We start from the raw sequence: 17,008 nt of genomic DNA on the forward strand, positions 1-17,008 counted from the left end.
CGAATTAATCAAGAATCTCCATTAAATCCTCGTAAGTAATAGTTTCTTCTTCATTGGTGCGTGGCAACTTAGAAGTATAAAGTACATTAACCCGGATCGCTTTTAAACCTACAACACCTTGTACATCTTCTAGTTCAAGATATTCTACTTCAGTACCTAAATACTCTTTACGCTGCAGGTAATGAATGTAGCGTGTGTATTCTTCGGCATCAGCGTCTTGCGAGTAAATGATCGCAATTTTTCCTTTTTGCGTTATGCGCTCATCGGTACCTTTTACCAGTGCTTTGTCAATTCGCTTTTTAATAATTTCGTAGCGGGCATTATACGTACCATCCACATCAAATTTCTTTTCATCCATTCGGTATCTGATAGATAATGTAGTGCTGAAAACCAGAATAAGCGAAGCCGCATCAAGTTGCAATTCTGCACCTTCCTGTTTGTGATAGAAATGATTTTCCATCTCGCACATCGTGCATAATTGCCACAATCTTAAGTTATACAAATAAACCTTATTGAACTTCTCTTTCGGAGTCATAGAAGCCCCGATATAAATATTATGATCAACGCCGTCTGTTTTATAGCGCTCAAAATAATGCGGAAAGATCTGTTGTGCTTCTTGCTGCTTTCGATCTAAAAAGGTTGCCAGATTCTGATTGATCAATTGCACCGTATCATCATAATTTTTACGATTCTCGTAGATGAGTCCGGTGTCTTTGTTGATCGAAGCTTTATAGTTATCAATGGCTTTCTTAAGCTCAGGAATTTTAGTGTTCAAATGACTTAACAAAGGATTTACCTCTTCTTGCAGCAATGCAAAAACCTCGCTTTCACTATTTGCATTCAAGCGTTCAGTGATCTCAGCAGTAAACTCTTCGATTCTAAATTTCACCTGCTCATAGATAGGCATTGGTGCCGTAGCAATGGCGAGGTCAAGAATATCGTAAACCATTTTCAGCTGAATCAAAATATCCTGCTGAATCGCTTTATTACGCTCTTCGCTACTCCCTACAATATCGATCTGACCATATAGCGGATACACATCTTCAAAGGCTATATCTTTAAAAGCAGCAAATTTACCTTGGTTTTGATTCGCTATAAAACGTCTTGCTTCTTCCTCAAAAACCCATAAAACACTTGGGTGAATACTGGTACATTCACTTTGAATTACCGCTTTAATTCGGTTTTCTAATTCAAACTTTTTCCGCTCAACCGTAGAAACTATATACGGCATTACATCGTCTAGTTTGGTAGCGTTTAAGCTGTGTAAACTGTTGCGTTTAGAAGAAACAAGCTCCAGTACCGCAAGCAATTCATTTCCGCGGGAAATAGGCGCCAGAATACAACTTTTGATTCCTTGTTCCTGAAGATTTTTAGCAAGCAAATTAGTTTTATGCTTAACTGCATATTCATCAACATCAGGAATCACAAAATACTTTTTGTCTTTTATAAGCGTATCATAGGAACAATCGCACATGCTCTGACGACAATCGGTACGCATTTTATCGTTTAAGATAAAACTGTAACCGATGCCGTTATTCATTCGCATAAAACATTCTTCATCCTTATCAAATTCGGTAAAACCTACCTGTAAGTCCGGAATATTAAAAATTGAACTGAAAATACTTTGGAACTGCTGTACAGCATCTTTCTTAATATTTTTCTGTGCGAGCAATGTACTCTTTAGATCAGAAATAGAATCATCAACTGTAACATCTGTAAGGTTAAGAATGGTAATCCCTTTTAAAATCCAGCTATTGGGAGGAAAATACTCTTTCCATAATTTAAAATCATTGCCATTCTCAATCAGCTTATCTACAATTTCCGGAGTGATTTCTACCGCTTCTTCGGTAGGTTCACAAAACGTAAAATCAGCATTGATAGACGCTCTATACGTACGAATCACACCATTTTTATCGGGAATTTCATAAAATACGGGACGCTTAAAATCGATATCATAGTTGTAATAACTATTTAAAATAACCACACAACCTATGATATAATAATATGCAGGATCAAGATTTCTGATCGAAAGATCAAAATCCTCACCTGCGTCCTTCATAATGGCAGCAAATCGTTTTGTAGGATTAAAAATCTTATTCATAAACGGCATTGTTGCCGCTTTGATCTCATTCTTAGTAAGCGCCGCAGGGAAAAGATTGTCTAAAAGCGTACTTAATACCTCCTCATATTCATCAATCTTATCTGTGTGCTCAATACCATTAATCAGTTCAGGATAGCTTTCGGCATAATCCAGAACCGCTTTGAGGTAATCTTTAGTCACCTCATTTTGCGACTGCTGCATACGCACCTTAAACTCTTCAAGTAACTTAGAAAAGCTTAACTGCACCTGTAGTGGAAACTCCTGTAAATCTTCCATAGCCTGATTGTTTCTATTCAAAATACTAAAATTGTGGGGAACCCGTTAGAACCTATTGGTCTTTAACAAAGGTTTAAACTTACACGCAAGTAAGATCAAATATCAAGCCCTTTTTTAAAGACCTGCCATAACTTCTAATTTAAGTTTGGGCAAAGCCCTTGAGGTATTGGTTAGAAACATAATTTCAATTCTGGGGCAGCCTAGGCGTTTTAAACCTTTTGGCAGCGTCAATAAACCTTAAAATCCTGTATATTGCAGGCCTAATTTAACTCGTAAATAATGAATAAACTTTTTTTAGTAGTTGCAACCGCAATCGTACTTCTATCGTGTGCTTCTGAAGGGAAGTTTAAGATTACCGGTACCACTCCTGACATCAATAACGGTACTAACGTTTTCCTGCAAAAAATAGATGCAAATAATCAGTTACAGAATGTAGATACCACAGTAATTAAAGAAGGGAAATTCAATTTTACCCCAGAGCCTGTAGCAGCTCCAGAAATGATGGTGCTTAGCTTTGAAGGTGCGCGCGGAAACGTGATTCTTATTGCTGAAAATGAAGAGATCACGGTTAAGGCTTACAAAGACAGTTTGTATACTTCTGAAGTAAAAGGCGGTTCTGAAAATGACTTTTTTAAGTTGTATTATGATGATGTTGTCGCGTCAAATAAAGAAAAACAAAAGCTTCAAGAAGAAGGAATGGCTGCAATGCAAAGTGGTGACACTTCTAAAGTGACAATCATACGCAATGAATTTGACCAGATCAATGAAGCTGACACCCGCAGACGCCTTAAATTGATCGAAGAACATCCCGGAGAATTCGTAAGTGTGATCATTCTTTCAGATCTAGTAGGAACTCGCGCTATTGATTCCGGCGAAGCCGAAGCGCTTTTTGAAAGTCTTGATACTACCTTACAAGAAACCGAAAAAGGAAAAAAACTCAGCGAGATGATCGCACAGCTAAAATCACAAGAAGCTGCTGCATCTCAGGCTGAAATAGGCAATAAAGCACCTGAGTTTAGCGCGCCAACACCTGACGGGGGTGATCTTGCTCTTAAAGATGCGATGGGAAAATATACGATCATTGATTTCTGGGCGAGCTGGTGCAAACCTTGCCGTCAAGAAAATCCAAATGTGGTTTCGGTTTACAACACCTATCACGAAAAAGGATTAAATATCATTAGTGTTTCTCTAGACCGAGCCTCTGCAAAAGACAAATGGCTTGCGGCTATTGAAAATGATAAGATGAACTGGTATCACGTATCTAATCTAATGGAATGGCAAGATCCAGTGGCTCGCAAATATGGAGTAACAGCAATACCTGCAACCTATCTTTTAGATGAAAATGGGGTGATCATCGACAAGAATTTGCGCGGTGATGCTTTAGTTTCTAAAATGCAAGAATTATTAGGAGAAGGCTAATTCATACAACCTTCTAACAAGCATAAAAAAGCCTTAAACGCAATGTTTAAGGCTTTTCTTTTGTTGATATTTTTAAACTTTTGAATTACTTGATCTCAAAAGCCTGTACCTTATCATTATTATTCCCTACTAAAATGTATGGCTGTTCTTTGACTTTAATTGGTAGCAGTTGTTTGACATCACGATTAGCAAAGAATCCTGTGTCTTTTGAAGCTTTAGCGGTAAAATCGCCCTGACCGTTCCCCAAAAGTAAAACTCCGGTGCCCGCATCTGCACGTGGCGTTTCAATTTCTGAAACAAATAAGTTTCCGGCGAGTAGCGCATCTAGGTTTCCATCTTGGTTAAAATCTTCGATCACTATCGCATTTGCGGGTGCCAATTGTGCAAGTTCTGGAAGTTGATGCACTTTAAAGTCTCCTCCGGTATTCTCTAAATAAATAGAACTAAATGTATCAGCCTTGTAATGTAAGGACCGTGCTAGATCTTTCTTTCCATAAACTTCATCAATCTCCAAGGAAGCAAAAATATTGTACTGCTTAATTTCTTTTTTTAAGCTAGGTATTTGCTCTGAAGAACACGAAAATCCGCGTAACGGGAAATGCCCATCACCATTATAATAGCCCAAAACGATATCACCGCGACCGTTATCATCAAAATCATCATAATAGATGTCAAAGGGTTTTTCAATACTGGTTTGATACTTATAATTCTCACCTAGATTCCCGATGATGAAATCTTCATCTCCATCCTTGTCAAAATCCCCTTTCTCTATACTGAACCACCATCCCGAAGTATCTGCTAAAGAGGCAAAATCTTGTTTTACAAGTTGGTTATTTTGATTCAAAAATACTGTGACCGGCATCCATTCGCCTACTACTAAGAGATCGAGGTCGCCGTCTTGATCAACGTCTGACCATACCGCATCTGTGACTAAACCTAGATCTTTAAAATCCGGCGCTAAGTTTGTCGTTTGGTTGCTTAGCGTACCCGCTTCATTCATCAATAACTGACTTGTCGCCGGTAAAGGATATTGATGCGGATTGATTCGTCCTGCTACAAAAAGATCAATATCGCCATCACCATCATAATCTGCCGGTAAAACTTTAGACCCGCTTTCAGGCTTCAGATCTGTAATCGCTGTTTTGACAAAGCCATTATTTTGATCATTTAAATACAAGCGGTCCAGATAAAAATCAGCTTGAGCTTCTTCTTCATTACCGCCGCTTACCACATATAAATCCTGAAATCCGTCAGCATTGATATCAACGAAAACAGCATCAAGATCCTCGTGACTCGCATCATTTGCCAATGCCGAACTGACAAGTTTCATAAACGCTCCTTCTTTAGTTTGAATAAATAAAGAAGCTTCTATTCCTGCTGCGCCGCCAACAAAAAGATCTTCTAAGCCATCGTTATTAATGTCTCCTTTGGCAAGTGCCGGACCAAATTGTGATAATTTATGCGGAAGCAATACCTGCTCTTGAAAATCATCATACTCATTTTCCGGTGTTTCTAGCTGCAACGGAAATTCAGCGGTAACTTCTTCAAAAACTTCATTTTTCAAACCGAAAGCATAAAGATCCTGCGCTCCTTCTACAGCATCTGCAATAGAAAGCGTTAGTTCTTGATTGGCTTTAACATTCTTTAGACGCAGCTGTTTTCCGTTAGGCCAAGTAACAATAAGACTATCTACAAGAGTTTTTCCACCTAAACCAAAATGCGCCACTTGCTCGCTTGTAGAATAAATACCGCGCACATTGGTAAGCTCCTGCATTTGCGTTTCATCATCTGTAAAAACAGATACTCGGGCACCTAATGTCGCCAATTTATTTAAACCTATAGGTTTTACTCTAAGGTAATTAGCCTTAGCATTTTTTTCGGAATTATTTCTATACAAAAAGGCTTCTGCATTGATGTTATTAACGACTATATCCAAATCTCCATCATTATCCAAGTCAGCATAAGCGGCCCCATTTGAAAATGAGGGTTGATCAAGTCCCCAATCCTGTTGCGCTTCAGTGAATTTTAAGTTTCCTTGATTTTTAAAAGCGAAATTTTTTAAAGGCTGAGAAGGAATAAGCTTTACAACATCATCAATTTTTAGAATATCAAAAATAGACTCAATACCACCACCATCAGGATGTTCTTGTACCCATTTAAAGGTAAGTTGGTTGATATAATGTGCTACCTCTTTATCAGCATCAGTATTTCTAATATCGCGCAGCAACCCATTAGTCACATAAGTATCTTTGAGTCCGTCATTATCAAAATCAGCAATAAGATTGGCCCAACTCCAGTCGGTTGCGGCCATCCCTGTGTATTGGCCAATATCGCTAAATGTGCCGCTACCGTTATTCATTTGAAGCGTGTTGTACATATATTGATAGTGACCGCCGTCGTCAACGACTTTCCAGAAGGCTTTTGGGTTCATACCACTCATATTTGACTTAAGGCGGTAATTATCCTGAGCAACCATATCTACCACAAAAAGATCCAACAAATTGTCGTTATTAAAATCAGCAACATCAACCCCCATACTGTAATACGGAATATGCTGAAACGCCTCTTCTGTTTTATAAGTAAACGTGCCATCCTGATTATTAATAAAGAAAAAATCTGGTGCTGCAAAATCATTAGCAATGTAGAGGTCTGTCCATCCATCGTTATTAAAATCGCTTGCAGACACTGCATTAGGAAAGCCAGATTTGCTCACTCCTGCAGCTTCAGAAACTTCGGTAAACGAAGTTCCCTTGTTGTTTTTATACAATTTAATATGGAATTCTTTCTTAAGCAGGTCAGTACCTTTATAGTCAGAATAACTTCCGGGATTGGGTGGCTGGGTCAGCAAGAGTAAATCTAGAAATCCGTCTTTATCGTAATCCAAAAATGTTGCGTGCCGCGTACGCTGCTCATCTGCAACACCGTATGCTTGCGCGCTTTCGGTAAACGTATTGTCTTGATTATTGATGTAAAGCAAATTTGCTCTCAGCTCAGGCTTGTCATCATAAAGTTCGCGGCTAACATAAATATCTTGAAAACCATCGTTATTTACATCAGCGATCGTCACACCGGTAGACCAGCCTCCGTCAAAATCAATTCCTGCTTCTTTGGTTATTTTTTCAAATTTAAAATTGCCCTTATTGAGGTAAAGCTGGTTAGGTACTAAGTTGCCTACAAAAAACAAATCTTCGAGCCCATCATTATTGACGTCGATTATTCCTACCCCACCGCCGCCATAAAAATTGGCATAGATCAGAATATTGGCTGTCTGAGAATCATTCAGTGCGTTCACAAAATCAACCTGTGTGGTTGAAGTCGGTAATAAATCAAAAAGCTTAGTAGTTTGCGCTTGTATATTCTGAGCAAAAACTATAAATACTATCAATGCTTTGGCAGCATTTAAAAAGGAAGGTTTCAGCATAATTATTTTTGATTTACAACATTCTAATTTATAAAAAAAGGAGGGCTAATGCCCTCCTTTAATTTGCTAAATATTAAATCTAAGGAGACTTAAAATCTTAATTATTGTCCCACCATACGTTAGCAGTCCAAACATCGCCACCCATCGCAGCAGCTGCTGCTTCGTAATTCTCTGGGTTGTATGTAGACTCATCTGCAGGGTATATCTGACGTACAGGAATGGTTCCATTTGAGAAGTTTCCTACGTAATTTACAGGGGTTAATTCTGGATAAGCAGATCTTCTCCAGTTTGACCAAGCTTCTGTAAAGTTGCCTAATAAACCGGTAGTTGCCCAATACTGCACGTTGATCATTTCTAATGCAGCTTCGGTAGAAGAAACATCAAGCGGATTAGCTGCAACATAAGCTGCAATATCAGCTGCTGCAATTTGCGAGCCTCCGTATTTGTTGATAGCTGTCATTGCACCGCTTACACCGTTTGCATAATACTCTGCCGCTGTACCACCCACATTATACCCTCTTAAAGCAGACTCGGCTAGTAAAAGTTGTGTTTCTGCATAAGTCAAAACAAATACAGGCGCTTCTAAGTTACGATACATTCCTGTAGGTCTCGAATACGCTCCTATAGGCGCTTGATCATCACCTGTACCCGTTGGTCCTGGGTAATCAGGAGAATTAGAGATATCCGTTGCTCCACCGTTTAAGTCATATCCGTTAGGCATTCCTAACTGAATTGATGGATCTGAATCACCAGCTAAGCTTGCATTTTGATTCGCAGCTAAACCAGCTTCAGGAACTTCAGCAATCACGCCTAATCGTGGATCATCAGTAGAATTTAAATAATCAATCATCACATCAGACCAACGTACCTCGTAATAATCAGAAGCGGTTGCTAATGCAGCACTGTTACTGTTATGAAAACCTGTTGAGTTATCTGTTAAAAGAATAGCCTCGTCAGCAGCGGAAGCAAATACACCTCCTGCAGCAGCAGTTTCAACGTAAGATTGTGCCAATGCAGCATCAACATTAACTAAACGCATAGCCATTTTAAGCATTAATGAATATCCAAATTTTCTCCACTGGCTGATATCCCCGTTAAAGAAAATGTCATTGGTAGGGCTGTCTGCACTCGTATCTAAATCACTTACTGCTGTATTCAATTCCTCTAATAACTGAGGATAAAGAGTCGCTTGATCATCATATGAAGGTCTTGAAACACCATCCTCTAGTTGAAGCGCTTCAGAGTAAGGCACGTCACCATACACATCAGACATAAATGCGATAGATTGTATCTTAACGATATCTGCAATATTTGCCAGGTTAGAATACCCTTGCTCAATTGCTAGTTTTTTCATCTGATACATTTCCGAAGCCACACGGTAGTTGTCTGACCAGATGTTTGTAGCATAACCAGGAGTACTTCCTGAGGCTACATATTTATCTGCATTCACATAATAGTTTGCGATGGTAGAAGTTGATGCCATCAACTGTACCCACATGGATTGAAAGAGAATAGGACCTCTATATCCCGTGGTACTGTTAGCGTAGTTGTATAGCGCGTCTGGTAAAATAAGATTGGGATCAAAGATCTCACCCGAAGCTTTATCAGGATCTGTATTAATATCCGTGAAGTCGTTATCACAAGATGCTAATCCCAGAACTACAACCGCGGCTATAAGTTTTATATACTTTTTCATTTTACTTTATTTTGAAATTAACATTAAGACCTAGAGATCGAGATGATGGTAAACTACCTCCTTCAATACCGATGAAGTTAATTGTAGAACCAAAACTACTTTCAGGATCTATATTCTCTGCCTTACGCCATAAGATCGCAAGGTTACGAGCAACTAGTGAAATATCAACTCCCTCAAAGAATTTCATATTTTCAAATAGGCTGTCAGGAAGCGAGTATCCTAGTGTTACTTGACGAAGTTTAATGAAGTCTCCATCTACCACACTCTTACTATTGATACGCTGAATTTCGGTTTGATAATAGGTTTGAGCATCTACGGTTACCCCGTTATTGGTCAATCCGCCTTCACGACCTACTAATGTTTCTTTGGTTAAACCATTAAAACGTGCATAATATTCAGTTGCTGATAAAACCTTATTTCCATAGTTGAAGTCAACCAAGAAAGACAAGTTGAAGTTTTTATAAGAAAAATCGTTGTTTAAACCTCCGTAGAATTTAGGCAATACCTGGCCAAAAGACTTAAGCTCCCCACGTACCGGTAAACCATCTGAATCATACTGAATGCTTCCATCTTCATTATAAGCGTAGTCATAAGCACGAATCTGTGGTCCAGCTTCTCCTACAACAAAAGCTGTTGTTGCAGCACCTACTACCGCACGGTTAGTTCCTAAAGTTATAGGATTGTTATCTGCATCTGTTTGTAATACTTCGTTTTTAATTGAAGTCATATTTAACGAGGTATTCCAAGTAAAGTTCTCTGTTCTTACCGGTGTACCTGTCAATAATACTTCTAAACCTTGGTTTCTGATAGATCCTGTTGCAACAACCCCAGAACTAAATCCTGTTGCTGCACTGTAATTTGCGTTCTGAATCTCGTCGTGAGAAGTCTTGGTAAAATACGCAAGGTCAAGACCTAAACGGTTTCCGAAGAATTGTAAGTTTAAACCAACCTCAACTTCATCTGTTGTAAACGGCTTTAAGGTTAAGTTAGGTAAAGCACTTGGGCTTGAACCTGTAGCCACACCGTTGATAGAATTACCTGCAGTGTAGTAAAAACTTGTTTGGTAAGCAGAACCCGGTTCACCACTAGTAACCGCATAAGATGCTCTCAATTTACCAAAGCTTAATGCGTCTATATTCAAGATATCATCAAATACAAATGCACCGGTAACCGAAGGTGTAAAAATGCTGTTGTTATCCTCAGGCAACGTAGAATAAACATCATATCTACCTGTAGTCGTCAAGGTTAAGAAACGCTTATAACTAAAGTCAAAAGAGTAGTAAGCAGATTGCACTTCTTTTTCTTCGTAGTCATATGATCTACCAATATTCACCACGTTTAATGGAGAGTATAAATATGGAAAGATAAACGGACCACCGCTTACTCCTACAATTTCATATTTATTTCTTCGTAAAGTCGCACCCGCTAATGCGTCTACCTCAAAATTTTCGGTTAAATTGAAGTTCGCTCCAAAAATACCATCAACGTTAAGCTCTGATCTACTTGATTGCCCTTTTCCGCTCAAATTACCATTAGAGTTCGCTTCAGATAAATAACCCAATCCGTAAGGATCTATGCTGAAAAACTTATCGTTAGAAGTGTCATTACCTAAACGTAATAGACCATAAATTTTATCGGTAAAGCTATATTTGGTAGATAAGATCGAAATAAAGCGTTTACGTGAAGGATCATTAACTCCTTGATTTGTGATGAAATATGGGTTAGTTGCATAATTGTCATCACTAAAAATGATCTCTTGTCCATTTTCATCATAACCTGGCGCAAAAATAGTGTGATCTACGTTAGGCGCAAGCAGAATAAAGTTAGTTGGGTTTTTAGGACCGTCACTCAAGAACGGTTGATTATCGTAACGCTCATCAGTATAATTAACAGTTGCTGAAACATTCAACTTATCTGTGATGTTCTGATCTGCGGTAAGGTTTACAGTTATACGATCAAGCCCACTGTTAGGAACAATAGATTCTGAACTTAAATTAGATAACGAAAGTCTGAAAGCGCCATCACCTACTCCCTTAGAAACCGAAAGTGTGTTTGTAAATGTAGTTCCTGTTTCATAAAAATCAATATAGCTGTTATCTGCTTTGCTATAGGTATATGTATTTCCATCATAACCTATTACATCACTTCCGTCTAAACGCGCACCCCAAGATCTGCGATTAGTCGCTTGAGCGATAGCTGCAGTAGCCGGCTTCACACCGTTAATACCCTGACCATATTCAGATTGAAAATTAGTCAAATCCATCGCTTGCTCCATAGTGAAGTTACTATTGAAGTTGATGTTATAATCTCCTTTTTTAGCTTTTTTAGTAGTAATTAAAATCACCCCATTAGAAGCACGAGCTCCATAAAGTGCTGATGCTGCCTGACCTTTTAATACGGTCATCTTCTCGATATCATCAGGGTTGATGTTACCAATACCATCACCAGCATCAGAGCCACCCCATTCTCCGGCAGATCCACGCTGAGTGTTATCCATAGGTACACCATCAATTACAAATAAAGGAGAAGTTGAACCTCCTGCTGTACTCGCAACACCACGCAATAATATTTTTGCAGTACCACCTGGCCCACTATTGGTTTGCTTTACTACAAGACCAGATACTTTACCAGATAGACCGTTAGCAACGTTAGTTTCACGAGCTTGAGTTAGACCTTCACCTCCAACTTCGGCTACTGAGTAACCCAGTTTGCGCTGTTCTTTACTAATACCTAAAGCAGTTACCACAACTTCACTAAGTTGCTGTGCATCTTCTTCCATCTGCATATTAATTACAGTTTGATCACCTACAGTCACATCTTTAGAAAGAAATCCTAAAGATGAAAATGTAAGAACCGCATCAGAAGAAGAAACATCAATGGTGTAGTTACCATCAAAATCTGTTGAAGCACCATTAGAGGTACCCTTCTCAATCACATTGGCTCCAGGCAGGGGCATTCCGGTATTATCTGTTACCGTACCGGTAATGGTTTGTGCCACGACCCCTTGCATAAAGAGCAGTAAAACAAACCCAAGTATGTACTTTACCTTCACATTCATGTTTGTTGAATTTTGAGTTAATTAATTGTTATGAAAAACTTAATACAACTTAAAGGTGTTTATAAAAATGTGTTAAAAGAAACTATTTCGACGTACAACAGTTGTAAGTAGGTTAATAACAAATGAAACGGTATAAAATGAATCGTTTAGAGCATAAACAACATTATATATTCAGCAAACATCATCTTTAATAAGTACCAAAAACACATGTTAACACTCCATTTAAAGCAATTATAGACAACACATTACGCTAAAACATTCACATATGATAATCCCAAAAAATCAAGATTTTAGTAGACCTAATGCTTACAATGAATAGATAAACGCAAAAAAAAAGCCCGATCCTTTTCAGGATCGGGCTTTGTAATTATAATATGAATTAAGAATTAAGCTTCCATTGAAGCTTGAACTCCTGCAGATAGTCTTTTGTATGTTCCATTTTCTAGACGCTCTCTAATTGCCGAGAAAGCATCTAGAGTTTCTTCTACATCTTGTAGCGTATGAGACGCTGTAGGTATAAGTCTTAGTAGAATTAATCCTTTTGGAATCACCGGATACACTACGATAGAACAGAATATTCCGTGGTTTTCACGTAAATCTTTAACCAACGCCATCGCTTCAGGAATACTTCCTTTTAGATAAACCGGGGTAACACAACTTTGTGTAGTTCCTATATCAAAACCACGATCTTTTAATCCGTTTTGAAGCGCGTTTACATTTTCCCAAAGCTTTTTTCTAAGCTCTGGCATAGTACGTAACATATCTAAACGCTTTAGGGCGCCTACTACCAATTGCATCTGCAGTGATTTTGCAAACATCTGCGAACGCAGGTTATATTTTAGGTAATCAATGATTTCTTGATCAGCAGCGATAAAAGCTCCGGTGCTCGCCATAGACTTTGCAAATGTTGCGAAGTACACGTCAATACCATCTTGTACACCTTGCTCCTCACCTGCTCCTGCTCCTGTAGCTCCAAGAGTTCCAAAACCGTGAGCATCATCTACAAACAGTCTAAAGTTATATTTTTCTTTTAGCGCAACGATTTCTTTCAATCTACCTTGCTCACCGCGCATACCGAACACTCCTTCAGAAATCAATAAGATCCCCCCACCGGTTTGTTCTGCTAACTTGGTCGCACGTTGTAAATTTTTCTCGATACTTTCAATATCATTATGCTTGTAAGTAAAACGTTTACCCATATGCAAACGCACCCCATCAATGATACAAGCGTGAGCATCTACATCATAAACAATGATATCATCTTTAGCTACCAAAGCATCGACCGTAGATACCATTCCCTGATATCCAAAATTTAAAAGATACGCAGCTTCTTTTTGAACAAAAGCAGCAAGCTCATCTTGCAACTGCTCGTGAAGTGAAGTGTGACCACTCATCATACGAGCGCCCATTGGGTAAGCAGAACCATATTGTGCAGCAGCATCTGCGTCCACTTTACGCACTTCGGCGTTATTTGCAAGACCCAAATAATCGTTTACACTCCAGGTAATAACATCTTTACCCTGAAATTTCATTCGGTTTGAAATTGGACCTTCTAACTTAGGGAATACAAAATATCCTTCTGCCTGTGCTGCCCATTTTCCTAAAGGACCCTTGTCCTTATAAATTTTGTCAAATAAATCTTTCATACATCAATATTCAAACAAAAAGCTTCTACTCACACTCTTTGTTATTCATTCTAATTCCTTAATCAATTTAGGGTTATCTATTTGTATTTGAGAACAACTCAAGATACTACTTTATAAATTCAATTTTCTGAGCAGCAAATTCATTTTGGCTATCAAAGAATCCTTGCTCATTCATCCAATCATCACTATAAATCTTACTCATATAGCTTCTTCCGTGATCCGGAAACATAATCACCACTTTAGAATTTTCATCAAATTCTCCGTGCTCTGCCATTTGAATAGTTCCTTGAACGGCGGCACCACTTGTATAACCTACAAACAAACCTTCGGTCTTGCAGATTTTGCGCGCGGTATGTGCACTATCTTCATCTGAAACTTTCTCAAAGTAATCGATGACGTCAAAATTAGTAGCAGTTGGAATCAAGTTTTTCCCTAAACCTTCAATGCGGTAAGGGTAAATTTCGTTTTTATCAAATTCTTGCGTTTCGTGATATTTTTTTAAAACACTACCATAAGCATCAATCCCAAGAATTCTAATGTTTGGATTTTTTTCTTTGAGGTATTTTGCCGTTCCGGAAATGGTTCCTCCGGTTCCGCTACAAGCAACTAAATGCGTGATCTTACCTTCGGTCTGTTTCCAAATCTCTGGTCCTGAAGACGCGTAATGCGCTTCGGCATTTAATTGATTAAAATATTGATTGATATAGACCGAACCTTTTGTCTCACTATGCAAGCGCTTTGCAACCTGATAATATGATCGTGGATCGTCTGCGCTTACATTTGCGGGGCATACATATACTTTTGCTCCCATTGCGCGCAAGGCGTCTATTTTATCTTTTGAAGATTTTGAACTAACGGCTAGAATGCATTTATAACCTTTAATTATACTCACCATTGCAATACTAAAACCGGTGTTACCCGAAGTAGTCTCTATAATGGTGTCGCCGGGTTTTAAGATACCTTTACGCTCTGCATCCTCAATGATGTAAAGTGCAATGCGGTCTTTAGAAGAATTTCCCGGATTAAACGCCTCGACCTTTGCAAAATAAGACCCTGGAAGATCTTTGGTAATTCTGTTAAGTCGTACTAAAGGTGTATTTCCTACCAGCTGAAGGACGTCATTATAAACGTTAAGGTGTTCTTTCATAGAAGAATTATCGTTTGGAGTACTCGTTTAGTATTTCCTAAAACCGTTATTTAAAACCTTGCAAATTTACAGGAAATATTTGGAATTACTTGGCTTTTCCTGCTAAATCAATTAAAAAGGCGTAATCTTTTGCGGTTTCTTTTAAGGCTTCAAAACGTCCCGAAGCCCCGCCGTGACCCGCATCCATATTGGTTTCAAAGTAAATTTTAGTATCTGCAATATTCTTATCTCGCAGGCGAGCAACCCATTTCGCAGGTTCCCAATACTGTACTTGACTGTCGTGATACCCTGTAGTTACCAGAATATTAGGGTAATTTTGCACCTTTACCTGATCATAAGGAGAATACGATTTCATATACTCATAATATATCTTCTCATTAGGATTTCCCCACTCATCATATTCTGAAGTCGTAAGCGGGATAGAGTCATCTAACATCGTGGTGACTACATCTACAAAAGGTACGGCTGCAATCACACCATTATATAATTCTGGCGCCAAGTTTAAAATGGCTCCCATAAGTAAGCCTCCGGCAGAACCTCCATAAGCATACAGATTTCCCGCATTAGTATAACCTTCGAAAATTAAATATTTAGAGCACGCGATAAAATCGGTAAAGGTGTTACGCTTTTTAAGCAGTTTCCCATCTTCATACCAGTTTCTGCCCAAATACTCGCTCCCACGTATGTGCGCTATAGCAAACACAAAACCATGGTCAAGCAAGCTTAATCTAGAAGTAGAAAACGACGGATCTGAGGTGATCCCATAACTACCATAAGCGTATTGAAGCAATGGGTGACTTCCGTCTAAGGTGATTCCTTTTTTGTAAACAATAGAGATGGGTATTTTGACTCCGTCGTCAGCGGTTGCCCAAAGTCGTTTAGACTCATAATTGTTCTTATCAAAAGTTCCGCCTAATACTTCAACTTCCTTTAAGATCTCCTTTTCTTTTGTGATCATATTGAAAGCGATCACAGATGGTGGCGTATCAAGTGAATTGAATCCATAGCGCAGATACTGTGTATCAAAGTCGGGATTAATTCCTATGTACGCTGTGTAGGTTTCACTATCAAAAGGAAGGTAGTAATCTGCTGTACCATCCCAACGCTGGATATTGATTTTATTCAATCCTTCATTACGCTCTTCGACAACTAGAAAGTCTTCAAAAATCTCCACGTCTTCCAGCAACGTGTCTTCACGATGCGCGATCACATCTACCCAGTGCTCTTTTGAAGTTTGACCTACCGGAGTCTTCATCAGCTTAAAGTTGGTCGCCTCGTCCTTATTTGTAACCAGATAAAAATGCTCTTTAAAATGCGAAACACTGTATTCTAATCCGCGTGTTCGTTCTTGCAACATCATGAACTCAAAATCAGGTCCTTTTGCTTCGGCAAAACGATATTCGGTGGTAAGCGTGCTCGACGAACCAATAAAAATGTAGTCTCTTGATTTGGTCTTAAAAACTCCTACATCAAAGGTTTCATCCTCTTCCTCAAAAACCAAAACATCGGTATCAGGGTTAGTTCCTAGAACGTGTTTATAGATCTGGCTGCTGCGCAACGTCTGTGGATCCTTTCGCGTATAAAAAATAGTTTTATTATCCCCTGCCCAAATCGCTCTACCTGTGGTGTTTTCAATCTTAATATCGTAGACTTCACCGGTCAATAGGTTTTTAAATTGTAAAACATATTGTCTGCGACTTACGGTATCGATTCCAAAAACAGCGATCTCGTTATTTTCAGAAACCGAATAACCTGCCTGCTTAAAATAACTGTGCCCTTCGGCCATCACGTTATTATCAAACATGACCTCTTCGGGAGCAGACATCGCTTCCTTTTTTCTGCAATACAGCGGGTAGTTTTTTCCGGTCTCAAATCTGGTGTAATACCAATATCCATTGTATTTATACGGTACACTAGAATCATCTTCTTTAATGCGCGCCTTCATCTCCTCAAACAACTGTTGTTGCAACGGCTTTGTATGTGCCGTCATCTGCTCATAGTAGGCATTTTCTGCTTCGAGATACGCGACCACATCAGGATGATCACGCTCATTCATCCAGTAATATTCATCAATACGAATATCTCCGTGCTTTTCTAATTCGTGCGGTATTTGCTTGGCATCCGGTGGTAAAACCGATGCATTTAGGGCTTCTAATTCATTTTTCATACAGAACGCAAAAATAGCAGTAATCGCTACAATCACCGAGATTTTTTTAAATTTCTTAAGCTCGATTATGCACACTA

At 38.8% G+C, this 17,008-nt stretch carries 8 protein-coding genes; 1 reads left to right on the forward strand and 7 read right to left on the reverse strand.

What is annotated here, in order from left to right; translation table 11 throughout:
- Positions 1–4 precede the first annotated feature (4 nt).
- Positions 5–2,377 (reverse strand): GAF domain-containing protein, encoded by a 2,373-nt coding sequence (locus tag HCN54_RS08930; RefSeq protein ID WP_072979684.1) that lies wholly within the window; start codon positions 2,375–2,377, stop codon positions 5–7.
- Positions 2,378–2,656: 279 nt separating this feature from the next.
- Here HCN54_RS08930 and HCN54_RS08935 point away from each other — a divergent pair, with 279 nt between their 5' ends.
- Positions 2,657–3,796 carry a TlpA disulfide reductase family protein gene (locus HCN54_RS08935; protein WP_167597452.1) on the forward strand — a complete coding sequence of 380 codons (1,140 nt, stop codon included), beginning with the start codon at positions 2,657–2,659 and terminating at the stop codon, positions 3,794–3,796.
- An 85-nt stretch (positions 3,797–3,881) separates the two neighbouring features.
- Here the strand turns inward: HCN54_RS08935 and HCN54_RS08940 are convergent, their stop codons facing one another.
- The 6 genes from HCN54_RS08940 to HCN54_RS08965 form a co-directional block, all read right to left on the reverse strand.
- Entirely contained in the window at positions 3,882–7,217 is a 3,336-nt protein-coding gene (locus tag HCN54_RS08940; RefSeq protein ID WP_167597454.1) for a VCBS repeat-containing protein, read from the reverse strand.
- 97 nt (positions 7,218–7,314) lie between these two features.
- A complete protein-coding gene (locus HCN54_RS08945) occupies positions 7,315–8,913 on the reverse strand; it encodes a SusD/RagB family nutrient-binding outer membrane lipoprotein (protein ID WP_167597455.1) in 1,599 nt (532 codons plus the stop codon).
- A 1-nt stretch (position 8,914) separates the two neighbouring features.
- Entirely contained in the window at positions 8,915–11,971 is a 3,057-nt protein-coding gene (locus HCN54_RS08950; protein ID WP_167597457.1) for a SusC/RagA family TonB-linked outer membrane protein, read from the reverse strand.
- A gap of 386 nt (positions 11,972–12,357) precedes the next feature.
- On the reverse strand, positions 12,358–13,617 hold the full coding sequence (locus tag HCN54_RS08955) for an aminotransferase class I/II-fold pyridoxal phosphate-dependent enzyme (RefSeq protein WP_167597459.1): 1,260 nt from the start codon (positions 13,615–13,617) through the stop codon (positions 12,358–12,360).
- Between the two features lie 106 nt (positions 13,618–13,723).
- Positions 13,724–14,764, reverse strand: a complete 1,041-nt coding sequence (locus HCN54_RS08960) for a PLP-dependent cysteine synthase family protein (RefSeq protein WP_072979696.1) — start codon at positions 14,762–14,764, stop codon at positions 13,724–13,726.
- An 85-nt stretch (positions 14,765–14,849) separates the two neighbouring features.
- A complete protein-coding gene (locus HCN54_RS08965; protein WP_167597461.1) occupies positions 14,850–16,931 on the reverse strand; it encodes a S9 family peptidase in 2,082 nt (693 codons plus the stop codon).
- Positions 16,932–17,008: the final 77 nt, after the last annotated feature.

Origin of the sequence: Leeuwenhoekiella sp. ZYFB001 (genome assembly GCF_011784865.1) — a bacterium.
Lineage (GTDB): Bacteria > Bacteroidota > Bacteroidia > Flavobacteriales > Flavobacteriaceae > Leeuwenhoekiella > Leeuwenhoekiella palythoae.

Excerpts from the sequence above, each read along its gene's own strand:
- HCN54_RS08930 (WP_072979684.1), bottom strand. The coding sequence starts at position 2,377 with ATGGAAGATTTACAGGAGTTTCCACTACAGGTGCAGTTAAGCTTTTCT.
- HCN54_RS08935 (WP_167597452.1), top strand. The coding sequence starts at position 2,657 with ATGAATAAACTTTTTTTAGTAGTTGCAACCGCAATCGTACTTCTATCG.
- HCN54_RS08940 (WP_167597454.1), bottom strand. The coding sequence starts at position 7,217 with ATGCTGAAACCTTCCTTTTTAAATGCTGCCAAAGCATTGATAGTATTT.
- HCN54_RS08945 (WP_167597455.1), bottom strand. The coding sequence starts at position 8,913 with ATGAAAAAGTATATAAAACTTATAGCCGCGGTTGTAGTTCTGGGATTA.
- HCN54_RS08950 (WP_167597457.1), bottom strand. The coding sequence starts at position 11,971 with ATGAATGTGAAGGTAAAGTACATACTTGGGTTTGTTTTACTGCTCTTT.
- HCN54_RS08955 (WP_167597459.1), bottom strand. The coding sequence starts at position 13,617 with ATGAAAGATTTATTTGACAAAATTTATAAGGACAAGGGTCCTTTAGGA.
- HCN54_RS08960 (WP_072979696.1), bottom strand. The coding sequence starts at position 14,764 with ATGAAAGAACACCTTAACGTTTATAATGACGTCCTTCAGCTGGTAGGA.
- HCN54_RS08965 (WP_167597461.1), bottom strand. The coding sequence starts at position 16,931 with ATGAAAAATGAATTAGAAGCCCTAAATGCATCGGTTTTACCACCGGAT.